Annotated in this window: 12 protein-coding genes; 7 read left to right on the forward strand and 5 right to left on the reverse strand. The window is 40.3% G+C overall.

Annotation, left to right across the window (positions count from 1 at the left end; genetic code table 11):
• The first annotated feature begins 128 nt into the window (after positions 1–128).
• The 6 genes from JWQ54_RS06820 to JWQ54_RS06845 all read left to right on the forward strand — a co-directional run bounded on the left by JWQ54_RS06820 (position 129) and on the right by JWQ54_RS06845 (position 7,006).
• Entirely contained in the window at positions 129–2,708 is a 2,580-nt protein-coding gene (locus JWQ54_RS06820) for a DUF5686 and carboxypeptidase-like regulatory domain-containing protein (protein ID WP_299582043.1), read from the forward strand.
• A 225-nt stretch (positions 2,709–2,933) separates the two neighbouring features.
• Entirely contained in the window at positions 2,934–3,797 is an 864-nt protein-coding gene (locus JWQ54_RS06825; RefSeq protein WP_299582046.1) for an OmpA family protein, read from the forward strand.
• Positions 3,798–3,919: 122 nt separating this feature from the next.
• A complete protein-coding gene (locus tag JWQ54_RS06830; protein ID WP_299582049.1) occupies positions 3,920–4,684 on the forward strand; it encodes an SDR family NAD(P)-dependent oxidoreductase in 765 nt (254 codons plus the stop codon).
• Between the two features lie 78 nt (positions 4,685–4,762).
• The gene (locus tag JWQ54_RS06835) at positions 4,763–4,942 is read left to right on the forward strand and encodes a hypothetical protein (RefSeq protein ID WP_299582052.1); all 180 of its coding nucleotides are present in this window, start codon (positions 4,763–4,765) and stop codon (positions 4,940–4,942) included.
• Between the two features lie 208 nt (positions 4,943–5,150).
• Entirely contained in the window at positions 5,151–5,924 is a 774-nt protein-coding gene (locus JWQ54_RS06840) for an HAD-IIA family hydrolase (protein ID WP_299582055.1), read from the forward strand.
• Between the two features lie 212 nt (positions 5,925–6,136).
• The gene (locus JWQ54_RS06845) at positions 6,137–7,006 is read left to right on the forward strand and encodes an alpha/beta hydrolase (RefSeq protein ID WP_299582057.1); all 870 of its coding nucleotides are present in this window, start codon (positions 6,137–6,139) and stop codon (positions 7,004–7,006) included.
• 48 nt (positions 7,007–7,054) lie between these two features.
• On the opposite strand, the gene JWQ54_RS06850 is transcribed toward JWQ54_RS06845, so the two are convergent.
• The 5 genes from JWQ54_RS06850 to JWQ54_RS06870 form a co-directional block, all read right to left on the reverse strand.
• Positions 7,055–7,567: a DUF3347 domain-containing protein gene (locus tag JWQ54_RS06850; RefSeq protein WP_299582059.1), complete on the reverse strand. Its 513-nt coding sequence runs from the start codon at positions 7,565–7,567 to the stop codon at positions 7,055–7,057.
• A gap of 45 nt (positions 7,568–7,612) precedes the next feature.
• Positions 7,613–9,031 (reverse strand): hypothetical protein, encoded by a 1,419-nt coding sequence (locus tag JWQ54_RS06855; protein ID WP_299582061.1) that lies wholly within the window; start codon positions 9,029–9,031, stop codon positions 7,613–7,615.
• 106 nt (positions 9,032–9,137) lie between these two features.
• A complete protein-coding gene (locus tag JWQ54_RS06860) occupies positions 9,138–9,530 on the reverse strand; it encodes a hypothetical protein (protein WP_299582064.1) in 393 nt (130 codons plus the stop codon).
• Positions 9,531–9,612: 82 nt separating this feature from the next.
• Positions 9,613–10,668, reverse strand: coding sequence for a hypothetical protein (locus JWQ54_RS06865; RefSeq protein WP_299582067.1), 1,056 nt, complete (start codon positions 10,666–10,668; stop codon positions 9,613–9,615).
• A 28-nt stretch (positions 10,669–10,696) separates the two neighbouring features.
• Positions 10,697–13,345, reverse strand: coding sequence for a hypothetical protein (locus tag JWQ54_RS06870; RefSeq protein ID WP_299582070.1), 2,649 nt, complete (start codon positions 13,343–13,345; stop codon positions 10,697–10,699).
• A 138-nt stretch (positions 13,346–13,483) separates the two neighbouring features.
• Between JWQ54_RS06870 and JWQ54_RS06875 the strand changes: the two genes are divergently transcribed.
• The gene (locus tag JWQ54_RS06875; protein ID WP_299582073.1) at positions 13,484–14,068 is read left to right on the forward strand and encodes a TIGR00730 family Rossman fold protein; all 585 of its coding nucleotides are present in this window, start codon (positions 13,484–13,486) and stop codon (positions 14,066–14,068) included.
• Positions 14,069–14,071: the final 3 nt, after the last annotated feature.

A 14,071-nucleotide genomic window follows, 5' to 3' on the forward strand; every position in this document is an offset into this window, starting at 1 on the left:
TAGATGCCTTACTTTGCACCGGGATAATGACGAACTACGTGAAGCAGTTTAGGCATAATCCAACTGGATTTCAGCAAGGGCAATGCACCATTTAGGTAAACAGGCTGCTGCATCCGCCACATACATATATGAAAAATTATAAAAAACTTCATTTGAATAAAGCAATACTACTGATAATAACAATCTGCCTTTTTAGCTTTAGCTTCCAGGCTGTAAGTGCCCAGGAAAGTACCGTGGTTTCCGGTACTATCACCGATTTGAAAACCAGGCAGACCTTACCCGCTGTATCAGTTTCCTTTACCGGAACAACAACCGGAACCAGCGCTGATAATAACGGACATTTTACTTTAAGAGGAAGTGGCAAAATAACTTCGGTACAATTTTCATTTATTGGCTATAAAGCTGTTGTAAAAGAGGTCGTTCCAGGCAAGGAGCAGGTGATTAATGTTGCCCTGTCAGAAGACAGCAGACTACTTAATGAGGTGGTTATTAAATCAGGGAAAAAGACCAAATATCGTAATAAAAATAATCCTGCGGTTGAACTGATCCGCCAGGTGATTGCCCATAAAAAACTTAACAGGCTGGAAAGCTTCAACTATGCGCAATACCACCAGTATGAAAAAATGGTATTTTTTTTAAGTGACCTTTCAGATAAATTTAAAGAGAAGCGCATCTTTAAAAACTACCAGTTTCTTTTCCGTCAGCAGGACTCTACAGCCATTGGCGGTAAAAACTTACTACCAGTTTATATGGAGGAAAAGTTGGCCGACAACTATTTCCGGAAAAGCCCTTATGCCAAAAAGGAGATCATCCAGGCTAACAAACAGGTAAAATATGATGAAGGATTTATCGATAACGAAGGACTGAAATCCTATTTCAACAAGATGTACCAGGATATTGATATTTATGATAACAACATAGCCCTGCTGGGGAACCAAATGCTTAGCCCGATTGCGGATGCGGCACCTTCGTTTTACATGTTTTTTATTAGCGATACTATAAAGGATGTTAACCCTCACCTTATTGAACTAAGCTTTACACCCCGTAACAATACCGACCTGCTGTTTGCCGGTAAAATATACATTACCATGGACGGTAATTTTGCAGTTGAAAAGGCTGCCCTAACGGTAAACAAAAATATTAACCTCAACTTTGTCCGCCAGATGCAGGCCGTGCTTTCCTTTGATAAAGGTGACGAGGGTAAATATCACCTCAGCCAGAGCGATCTGAAAATTGATTTCGGGTTAAATAAAAAGAAAGGCGGAGGTGTATATGGGGAGAGGGTTGTAATGGTAAATAACTTTAAGGTAAATGTGCCGGCCCCTGACTCAACTTATACGGGTCCTGCTGAGGTTGTTGCACCCGGAGCAGCGCAAAAAGGAGAGGAATATTGGGAAGAGAACCGCCTGGATACTTTATCCGGAATAGAGGATAACATCTATAAAGGAATTGACAGCCTGCAGACCATCCCCTCTTTTAAGCGTACAATGAAAATTGCAACCCTGTTGCTGGCTGGTTATTGGAATACCGGCCCATTTGAGATCGGCCCAACCAATACCTTTTATAATTTTAACCCGGTTGAAGGTTTTCGCTTACGCCTTGGCGGTCGTACAACGTCTGAACTTAGTAAACGTTATTATTTTGAAACCTACGGTGCTTACGGGTTTAAAGATGAAAAATTCAAATACTTTTTAAGTGGTACTTATTCTCTAAACAATAAATCTATCTATTCTTTCCCCCAGCAGTACCTGAGGGCCAGTTACCAGCATGATACGAAAATACCTGGTCAGGAACTTCAGTTTGTTCAGGAGGATAATTTCTTCCTGTCTTTTAAACGCGGCGAAAATACAACCTGGCTATACAATGATATTTTCCGTTTAAATTATGTACATGAATACCTGAATCACTTTTCTTATAAATTCCAGTTCCAGACCTGGAACCAGCATCCGGCCGGAACGCTGTATTTTGAAAATGCAGAAAATGGCGTGTTAAATAATATTAATGGTTTAAAAACAACCGAGCTTTCTGCTGAATTCAGGTATGCCCCTCATGAAAAATTTTACCAGGGTAAATTATACCGGACTCCTATTCCTGATAAGTACCCGATATTCACCCTGCGCTACAACCAGGGGTTAAGTGGCGTGCTGGGTGGAAAGTATAGCTACGAAAACCTGACAGCTAATATAACCAAGCGCTTTTACCTTTCTCAGCTTGGCTATGCAGATGTGAGTACCGAAGGTGGTTACCTGTTCGGAAAAGTCCCTTTTCCATTGCTTGATATTCACCATGCCAACCAAAGCTATGCGCTGCAGCTGCAGTCATATAACCTGATGAACTTTCTTGAATTTGTAAGTGACCATTATGCAGCTATTAATATCGACCAAAACTTTAACGGCTTTATATTTAATAAGATTCCACTGCTGAAAAAATTAAAATGGCGGGAAGTGATATCCCTTAAAGCCCTATGGGGTGGTGTAAGATCTGAGAACAACCCGGCAAATGATCCGTCATTATACCAGTTTCCTGTTAATAGCGAAGGCGTTCCGACAACATACAGTTTAAATAACAAATTTTACACAGAAGGAAGTATTGGGATAGCCAACATATTTAAAGTATTAAGACTTGACTATGTGAAAAGGTTCAGTTACCTGGATCATCCGAATGCACCTAAGCACGGGATAAGGGCTTTGGTAATTATACAATTTTAATAACGATACTCAATATAATTAAGAGCAGCTTTTTAAGGAGCGGATGAAATTATATGCCTTGGTATGCAATTAGGTTGATTATCAATTATATATTCAGTTAAATACTATGATTTTTGCACCTTCATAAACTTATAGGAGGTAAATAACTTAAACTTTATAGGTGTCAGTTTGTTGGTAAGGATGATTATAAATGAATTATAATCATTTAAGATAAATCACATACTTATGAAAATTAAATTTTTGCTGCCGGTGATACTGCTGGTAGCGGTAGTAGCACAAAGTTGCGTAAGCAATAAGAAATATGCTGAATTACAATCGAACTATAATAAATCAATCGACACAAACAGTAAATTGAAACAAAGCTGGCAGGTTACCCAGCAAGAACTTTCCGGCTCGAGGAACAGGGTAACAAGCCTGGAAGAGCAAATTGCAACAGCAAAATCAAATGCGGCTGCTTTACAGGATGCACTTAATAAATGTTTAGCAGGCAGTAACCAGGGGAATGTGAATATTTCCAAACTGGCCGATCAGATAACTGCATCTTCTAAATATATCCAACAACTGGTTAACCTCAAAAATAAAAGCGACTCGCTTAATTTGATCCTAACCAATAACCTTACCCGCTCCTTAAACCAGGATGAGATGAAGGATGTTGATGTAAAGGTGCTTAAAGGCGTGGTTTATGTATCACTTTCTGATAATATGCTATATAAATCCGGCAGTTATGAAATTTCGGACAAAGCCGGAGCAGTATTAAGCAAAGTAGCCAAGATCATTAATGATTATTCGAACTATGATGTACTGATTGAAGGTAATACTGACAATGTACCTATCAAACAATCAAATATCCGTAATAACTGGGATTTGAGTGCTTTAAGGGGATCATCTGTTGTGCAGGCCCTGCAAAATATGTATAACGTTGATCCGAAGCGTTTAACAGCAGGCGGAAGGGGCGAATATAACACTGTGGCAGATAATAGCAGCCCTGCCGGTAAATCACAAAACAGGCGTACCCAAATTATTATTACACCTAAATTAGATCAATTTATGTCGCTTATTGGTAAAGATCCTAATAAGCCCACTGGTTAATAATATAACAAGCTTTTAACTAAAATCAATGCCTTCCAGGAAACCGGAGGGCATTTTTGTATAAAAAGGTTTTATGTAAAATATCAGGCGCTAATTTTTGCAACAAAAATGTATTTTTATAAATGACTTTTAATTTCGAAAACAAGAACGTACTTATAACCGGTGGATCAAGGGGCATTGGGCGTGTAACGGCAAAGCTTTTTGCTGAATCGGGTGCCAATGTTATTATCACCTATAAATCTAACCGGGAAGCTGCTGAAGAAACTCTGGCTGATCTTGAACCGGGTAAGCATAGCAGTTATCAATTGGATGTTGCAGACCCCGCAGCTGTTAAAAACTTCTTTAATTTATATGCAGAACAGTATGAAAAGCTGGATATTTTGGTTAATAATGCTGCCATATTTTTAGAGCATAAAATTTTAGCGGCAAACTACGAAAGCTGGCAGCGAAGCTGGGATGAAACAATTAAAGCCAACCTTACCGGTCCGGCTAATATGTGTTATTTTGCATCCCGTTTAATGATGAAGCAAAATAGCGGCAAAATTATCAGTGTTTCATCGCGGGGGGCGTTCAGAGGCGAGCCTGATCATCCTGCATATGGTGCCAGTAAAGCAGGGTTAAACGCAATGAGCCAATCGCTTGCTATCGCACTGGCGCCACACAATATAAGTGTACATATTATTGCGCCCGGTTTTGTTGAAACCGAAATGGCCGCACAGGTTTTAAATAGCGCAGAAGGCGAGCTTATTAAAAAGCAAAGCCCCTTTGGCAGGGTAGCCAAACCTGAAGAGGTAGCAAGGTTAATTGCAGTATATGCCAGCGAAGGCCTCGAATTTACAAGTGCCGGTATTGCAGATATCAACGGGGCTTCATATTTACGGAGTTAACTAAACAATTGTCATTACTTAAAATCGTTCCCGGTATAATTATTGCAGCAAATAGATTAAATCTAAAAATGATCTATTATGAAAACGCCACCAGGTTTTAAGAACAATAGCGTGCAGGGCGAGCCAACATTTGATCGCTCATACACTAAACAGAATGACAGGTTAAAAGAAAAAGGCATCAGCAATGCCGGCGGACAACGTTCCGATCAAACATCAAGTAAAGACAGTGCACACAAGCCGGAGAAGAAAAAGGCTTAGTAAATTTAAGGCGCCTTTCGGAAAGCTGAAGGGCGCTTTCGTTTTTATTTATTGATATTAATTTAACATAACTAAATGTTTGATGTTAAATTGTTATTATAATTTGATTTTTGTTGCGATATTTTTATAATTACCGTGCTTTATCTTATCTTTGATAATATGGGGTGAGTAAATTAACCCCTGGTTTGATAACAAAAAACAACGACAGATGAAACACGGACTATTGATAGATATGGACGGGGTGATATATAGCGGCGAGGAGTTAATACAAGGAGCAGATAAATTTATTGCCAAGCTGCTTGAAAATAAGATCCCATTTACTTTTATGACTAACAACAGCCAGCGAACGCGGTTGGAAGCTGTTCGTAAATTAAAAAGACTGGATATTGAAGTTACTGAAGAGCATGTATATACCAGCGCTATGGCTACCGGCAAATTTCTGGGTGATCAGGGTCCTGGCGGTACTGCTTATGTTTTGGGAGAGGGCGGTTTGCTTACCAGTCTGCATGAAAACGGCATTACACTTGTTGACACCGATCCTGAATTTGTAGTATTAGGAGAGGGAAGGAATTTTACCTTAGAAATGGTACAGCGTGCAGTTGATATGATACTGGCCGGCGCAAAGTTCATCACCACCAACCGCGACCCATCGCCCAAAAAACCAGGCTGGAATAACTTGGGTATTGCGGCAACTACCGCAATGATTGAAGAAGCTTCAGGGCGTAAAGCCTTTGTTACCGGCAAACCAAGCCCGGTAATGATGCGATCGGCACGCAAATACCTTGGCCTTGAAACCGCTGAAACAACAGTTGTTGGTGATACCATGGAAACAGATATACAGGGCGGTGTGCAAATGGGGTACAAAACAATTTTAGTGTTATCCGGCATAGCGAAAAAAGAGCAGCTTAGCCATTATGCTTTTAAACCTGATATGATTGTCAGTTCAGTTGATGCAATTGAATTTCCATTGAAGTGGTGGTAAGTTAGAGATTAGCGACTGGAGATTAGCGACCAGGGATTAGTGGTTAGTTAATGCAGAAAGCTGATTTGGCAATTTTTTCTGTCTGTGATTTTTACTAATTTCCAATCACTAACCCCTAATCTCTGGTCTTTAATCACTAAGTTAAAGTTTGTTAAATCATTTTGGTTAACCAGCTTATAGCAAGATCTTTAGGTCGACTAAAACCAAACTTTATGAAGCCCTTTATTGTAGCTACTCTTTTTGTTATTGTTGCGGTGCAAATATCCTGCAGCCAAAAGCAGGATGAACAATCCGCAAACCAGCAAAAGAAAATTAGTGACCAGGGTGTAAACATTGCCTATACTGATAATGGCAAAGGCGATACTACTTTGCTTTTTGTGCACGGCTGGTGTATTAACAAAAGCTATTGGGCAAACCAGGTAAGCCATTTCGGCAGAAAATATCGCGTTGTTACTATTGATCTGCCGGGGTTTGGGCAATCCGGGAAAAACAGGACGGTTTGGAATGCGATAAGTTACGGGCGTGATGTTGATTCAGTTATTTCGCAGCTAAATTTAAAAAATGTGGTACTCATCGGGCACTCAATGGCCGGCGATATTGTTTTAGAGGCTGCAGTTAACGCTCCGGAAAAGGTTATAGGTTTGGTAGGCGTTGATAATTTTAAGAACGTTAATAACTCCGCGCCTTCAAAAAAAGATACGGTCGCTTACGAACAGGCAATTAACCAGTTAAAACATAACTTTAAGCAGACTGCATTTCAATATTTTAACCAGGATTTGTTTTATAAAACCACTGCTGACTCTATCAAAAAAAGGATCCTGGCTGATGTTGCAAAAGCAGACACAGCTATTGCAACCGCTTGCATTCAGTTGACTGATTTTGATGAAGTTAAAAAGCTGATAGCTTCGGGAAAGAAACTTTATTTGATTAACAGCGATGTGACGCTCACAAACTCCGCCGGGCTCAGGGCGAATAGAATTCCTTACCAGGTTAAGTTTATCCATGCGGTGGGGCATTTTCCGATGATGGAGAAACCGGCTGAATTTAATAAGGCATTGGGGGAGATAATTGCGGGGTTGTAAATATAGTCAGGATAAAACTTCCGAAGTTTTATCCTGACTGTTACTGTGTTACTTTACCGATGCCAATGTTTCCGTTACTTTACCACAGGTCAGCATTTCACTACCGAAGTAAGGATTTTTGATCTGCTTACTTTCACTAAGCCAATAAGCCTTTTTCATAGGGCAATATTGCTCGTAAATAGGAACGGTGTTCATTTTAATGCCTTTTAAAACCTCATACATGTTTTTTGAAAGGCTGGCAAAATGTTCTCTTTGATGATCAACAGTTGTAGTTTCATTAATATGCCTGCTGTCATACAATAATTTTTCCAGGTGATCGATCAATATCTTTTGTTGATCTTTTGATAAGCCCTTATCTGGTTGGGATTTTAAGATATTGAACAACTCATTTGCCTTGTAATGGGCTTGTGTACCATCATTTGCAATTAATGCATTTTTGATACCCATATATGCATTAACAAGCGTGTCTATATTGTTTTTTGTATTATGTTTTTGTGCGTTAACGGCTGTTGCACAAAATATTGTAAATATAATAATTGAAAGTGTTTTTACTGTTTTCATGACTGGTTTTTGTTACAAATTTATAAATAATTAAGTCGTTATTTTTTACATCAAACTCGGATAGATCCTCAAAAAAACCTCGCCACCCATTGGCCCTGCACCATATAGGCTGTGCAGCCTGGTATCAACTCCGTAGTAAGTAAGCTGCCCGCCTGCTGCTACATTAAACTGCCCGATTTTAAACAGGTCATAATTAAGTCCTAATGTAATGGCATTTACCGGAAAGATAGTATCATCGCCATAGATCAGGGGGTTTAAAACAAGCTCTGCCGTGGTTTTTTGCACAAACTCATAGCGGGTATAAAGATCAAGTTTTTTCATGCGAATATCACCTTCAAACAAAGCAGAGTTATCTCCACGTTGTCCCGGTATTTTATTCAAACCCCACAAGGCCGTGGCATTAAACGTTTTCTGATCGCCCAAAGGCAGACTATAGGTTGCCGATGCGGTAGTCCGGTAAATATTTTCATCCGGACTAAGTGCCTCCGGACTTTTAATAAACGCATGCGATACTTGCAGCGCCCAGTTAGCTGAGGGATTATAATCAAGCCTGGTGCTCCATGAATCAAACTTAGGTTTATCAAAATTATAGCGGTCCTCATCCGGCTCCCGGCCTGTAAAGGATGAGCCTTCAATTTTAAACTTGTCATACCTGAAGCCAATAGTAGCAACGCCAAACGTAATATGTGTAGCATCAGACCAATGGTGACCTATCGGCGCATCAGGATCAGACATGGCCGATGGGCGGTGCATAAACGCCACGGGCCCTATTGCGGGTTCGCCGGGATAACCTACATAGATGCTCAGGTCGGTTTTTTTGGAGAAAGCATAAGTATAGTTTGCTGCAACTTCCGAGAACAGATCGTGAGGGTGTTGCCTGTCAACCAAAGGTTTCCCTTTCCAGCTTTCGCCAGTTTGGAATAGTAATGGGTATCCATAACCTTGTTCAGTTAATGGGTCTAATGACATCATTAAATTCAAGCTCAGCAAGCCGTTTTTACCAACGGGGCGCTGGGCCATTCCCATAAACCAGTTAGGTGCATCAACCTTATTGCCTCCGCGGTTACCTTTGTTTGTAAAGTCATGGCTGGTATATCTGAAAGAAACATTGCCATGCAGCATATACATCCATTTGCCGCCATGCAGCATAAAGCCATACATTGGCGAAGCATCAGGAAGCCAGCTGGTGCCCGATCCGTTACGGCCCATAGGCAGGTTTTTTGATTGAGCGCTGCTCATCATATCCATCCCTCCCATATCCATTGACCCGCCGCTCATATCCATCCCTTTCATGTCATCTTTCTTTGCGGGCATTTTCTTTTTTTTATTCATTTTGGATTTCACTGTATCCTTCATCACCATACGATGGTGTTTGGAAGTATCGCTCATATCCATTTTTTGCTGCGCAGAGGCAGTATATATCAACCCAAAACACAGGGTTGATATAGCTATTACATATTTCATATCGGAAATTTTAGATGGCAAGCCACCTTTATAACAAGAATTTATTAATTAAAGTTTTAATAAGGACGAGTATGCCCCTGCCGTAAGGAAACGACTGAAACTTTGATCAGATAAGAAGGGAACAATTTTGAATAGATATGGCTTTACCCGATCTTCCGGGTGGTGCATTGCTTTCTTCCCACGAAGTATTTTGAAAAACGGGGTTATTTAAGAGGAAAGCGGCAATCTCAAAATAATGGATCAATATAGCCGTTTGTGCATACTGAACATCAGTTGCAGGTTTTATATTTTCCTTGATTATGTAGTTGCCGTGTTTTTTACAGCAATCGCAATCCTTTTTACAGGCATCATCTTTCCCATGATGTTCCATGGATTTCGCCATGAGCAAACCCGGTTTTGTAACCAGGCCTTCAGCAGCGCAATGTACTATGCAAACAAACATCCCTGTTGTTAGCAACAGGTAAAATGCTGTAATACTTAATATGGCAGCCTTTTTCATGCGGAACAAAGTTACCTATTAATGAAATACGATTGTTATAGAATAATGTTTAAATGTTGTAAAATTAAGCCAGGATGGCTTGTTAAATCTTCTTAAATTTGATTTTATTGTCTTGCTCCCACACACAAAGTGTTTTATTACCAGGCAAATGGATCGACTTTAGGAAGCTTCCTTTACCTATAACCATTGCATTTTTGTTTTTAAGTGAGATTAATTTAACAGTATCATTATTTTGAAGAGCAATTAATGTATTATCGGCATCGGTTCCTGAAATGCTGCATGTTCTACCGTTTGCAATATAAATTTCCGGTTTACCAGGTTGGCTATAATACACCATTCCCTTACGTTGCCAGGTTGTTTCAACCAAACCGGTATTACCAATAACAATCCCGCCACCATCCATCGGGCAGCCATTAAGCTTCCATGAATCCTGGCCGAGTTTTGCTGCCGGTGCAAATGATTTACCACTATTTGCAGATTTTGTTAAGTACAGGTCTCTTGATCCATCTATCCAGTTTCTGAACATTATAATAACATCAGAGCCTTTCACCGCAATATTTGGCTTACAGCATTCGCAAACATGTCCATCAGGCGAGCGATAAGCCATTATATTTTTTGACCAGCTAATTGCTTTGCCAGATAACGATGAAAAATAAATTTGATTACTGCCGCCTGTCCGGGTATCCAACCAGGTTGCATAAAAATTATCTTTATTATCTGATGCTATACCCATTAAACCTTCAGGGGCACTTTTGCTAAGGTCATTAACTGTTCCCATATCTTTCCATGCATTGGTTTTGTGATCAAGTCTAAACCAATGAATATTGCCTGCCTGATCCATGGCCGTTATAATTGAAAACTTGTCAGAGCTTGCAATCTGCGGCCCGCGCGACATTCCTAAGTGCATTTTCGGCACTTTAGCTACCAGTATAGGTTTTGAAAATGTAACTCCTTTATCATTTGACGTAACGCAAAATATTTCGTCCTGCCGCCCAAATATTACTCTTATAATTCCCTTGTTATCAGTACTGATTTGCGGCTGCTGCCCTTCTGCTGTTGCATCAGGTACAGGCCCTGACCATGAAGCTGAAAACAAGCAAATAATTGCCGATAAAATAGTTAACAATGTGCTTTTCATTTTTTTTAATATAAATAGTTATTAAAAGTTATTTTTCAATTTCAATATTATCAACTGTTTTGCTGCCCGCGGCATCAATGTTCCAGCCGTTTACTAAAATGTAAGGTTCACCTTTACCTGCAACCTTACTTTCGTAGCTGCACTCAATGATGCGGGTTTCACCTGGCGCTAAAGATAGGTAGTTATCTTCAAAAATAACCGGGAGGATATCCTCACCTCCTTTTTCTTTCAAAGCCCGTACATGCACAAAAAACGCAACCGATTTACCGGTATTGGTTAAAGTGATGCTGTGTGAAGCCCCGGTTCCTGTTTTGGCTAAAGTCTGTTTTATGTTTAAAGTTGTTTTAGGCATATTTTTTAATGCTCCATAATCTGCAAAAGCCGATTGAGGTGTGTAATACCAGGTCGATTTTTTCCAGTTCAACTCGTCTTTTTTCCCGGAGAGCCAGTACCAGTTAATACTTTCAACCTTACCCTTTGCGTTTTTTAGCTCTAACCGGACAAAATAAACATCACTTAAGTTATCAAGTTGCGGCAAAATAAAGCATTCCTTTATGCCGTCTTCAGTTATATCTGCCGCTGCTTCTTTGGTGAATTTTAAAGTGCCGTCAAGATTATAAACAGTTGCTTTTACCTGTAAACCACTAAATGATTGCAATGTGGAGTTAATGATATTCACACTGTTTGATTTGTATGAATACATTACATGTAATGGCTCCATCGATTTTTTCATACCAAAGTAGGTTCCGGCAGGGTACAGGTAGTAATCGTAAGTGTGCCAGATCAGGCTTGGCCATGGGTTGCTCAGCATCCATTGTACAACACCTGTTGCGTTGCTGTACTTTTTCAGGCCATAACCTTCCATCATTGCACGGTGTCCCTCGTAGTTTTGAAGCTGGGCTTTTGCCAAGTAATCCATCATGTTTTCAGGCTTACCATAACGGGCGTACAATGCTGTATCAAAAATACGGGTATTACCAAACTGCATTGTGCCGCAATGGTACAACCAATCAAGGCTTTTATTATTTATGGAATCTTTTGGAAGGAATTTTATCAGGCTTTCATAAGGTGGGATGGATGGGCCCGGGGAGATCTCTGTTGCAAAGCTCCAGGCACCGCCATATTTACCGGTATCCGCTTCCCAATATGCAGGCGGAACCCAGTCGTATGGGCCGGCCATTTTAACACCGGTAGGGCCTGACACCTTTGACGGGGTTTCATTGGCGCTGGCTATGGTAGGGTTGGGCCATTTAAGGTCGGCTTCAATTGCCAGCCAATCGGCCTCAACCTTTTTATCACGTGGCGGCATATCGCTGCCGTTAAGCCAGGTAAGCATCGATGGTTTATTCCTCAGCCAATACATAACGCTGCTGTCTGATGCCATGGCTACGTTTCTTTTAGCTGCATCCCATCTTTCGGGATACTGCCATGCACCGCAGCACATCCAGCCACTCATCACCAGTAATCCTTCTTTATCGCATATTGCATAAAAACTGTCGTCTTCAAGCTTGCCTTCAGAGCGTACAATATTCATGTTCATATCTCTAACTAGCTTTAGTTCCTGCTCCTGGCGCTCTTTTGAACGGCGCTGAAATATATCCGGCGACCATGCCGCACCACGCAACATAATTGGTTTACCGTTAATGATAAATTTTCGCGCTTTATTATTATCAATTAATACTGATGATACCTGCCTGATACCGAAGTTTTCACTAAGGTCATTGCTCAATTGGTTATCACTGATTAATGAAAGCTCAATCCTGTTCAGTTCAGGTTTGCCATATTCCCACGGCCACCAAATGCGTGGTTTTTTTACGTTAAGCTGAGGATAATGAGCCGGACTGAAAGTAACCTGTTTCTTTTCGCGCGGATTAAGGTGAACTTTCTGTTCAAAGTTTATCGTGCCATTAATTTTACCTTTAACTATTGCATCTTGTTCTTTATCTGTATAATTAACTACCATTGCATCAACCTCTAAATGAGCTACAGCTAATGAAGGCAAATCGAATTTTGTAGTAACCAGTGGATATTCAACACCAACCTTGCGGAATGTTTTTACCTCGACATTGTTGATGATGCCATTATTAAAATCGGGTGGGTAATGGATCCAGTCGGCATAATCAATAGCAAGGTCGCCGCCTCTTTTATTGGGGTTGAAGGGTCGTTTTACTTCTACAGCTAATACGTTTTCGCCTGTGTATTTTATATTTTTAGTGATATCCAACTCAATTATACGGAACGGCCCTACTATTTGGGTTGAATCGGCAATTAGCTTTCCGTTGAGCCATACGTTGGCTTTATAATTTACCCCTTGCAGCTTTAGCACTACATTTTTACCATTTTCAAATTCGGCCAGTTTAAATTCCTTACGGAACCACCAGGGCTTATCAAGCCGGGCATCGTTCAGTTTTTCGAAATTTCTTCCATAAAAAGGATCAAAATCATATACCTTATTGGCAAGCAACCCGGCAATAACAGTGGTTGGCACACTTACTTTGTACCATTTATCAGCTTTAAAATCAGCTTTTGAGATCTGGCCACCGGTTGAGGCATCAGTAACCGCTGATTGCATGTTCCAGTCGTTTTTCAATAACAGCCGGTAATTTTCTGTTGCATCCTGGCCAAACGAGTGCTGGCAGGCAAAGCCCAGCAATCCAAAAAGTATAAGTTTTTTCATTTTAATGTTTAAAAAAGGCTAATGCCCTGATAAATAGCAGGTGTATAAATAATGGTACACAATTTTAATAAAATAATATCATAAACTTTATTGAATAGTATACTTTTTACGACCTTAGACCCTACAAATTCACTACTTATGAAATCGATCTGTATTTTTTGTGGAGCTAATTTCAATGGCGATCCCAGTTTAATACAAGCTATTGAAGAATTGACCGAAATTATGGTGGACCGCAGCATCGCCCTGGTATATGGCGGTGGTAAAGTAGGTGTAATGGGGATTTTAGCCGATGCGGTATTAAGTAAAGGCGGGAAAGCTATCGGGGTGATCCCGCAGTTTTTGATGGACAAAGAAGTTGGTCACCACGGACTAACCGAACTGCATATAGTTGAAAACATGCATCAGCGCAAACAACTGATGAATGATCTTTGCGATGGCATTATTATGCTGCCCGGCGGCTTTGGTACATTGGAAGAGTTTTTTGAAGTTTTAACATGGCTGCAGCTTGGCTTACATACACATCCCGTGGGAATATTAAACGTAAACGGATTTTATGACCTGCTGCTAAAGCAAATGGATGTTATGGTTGAGCAAAAGTTTTTAAAGCCGGCAAATCGTGCGCTGGTTTTAACGTCAGGTGATGCAATTGAGCTGGTAAACCTGATGGATAATATTGAGATAAAACCTGATGAAGTTTGGTTTAAGGATAGGAATTTGACGTAGGGC

Source organism: Mucilaginibacter sp. (genome assembly GCF_028288225.1).
In the GTDB taxonomy this organism is placed as follows: Bacteria; Bacteroidota; Bacteroidia; order Sphingobacteriales; family Sphingobacteriaceae; genus Mucilaginibacter.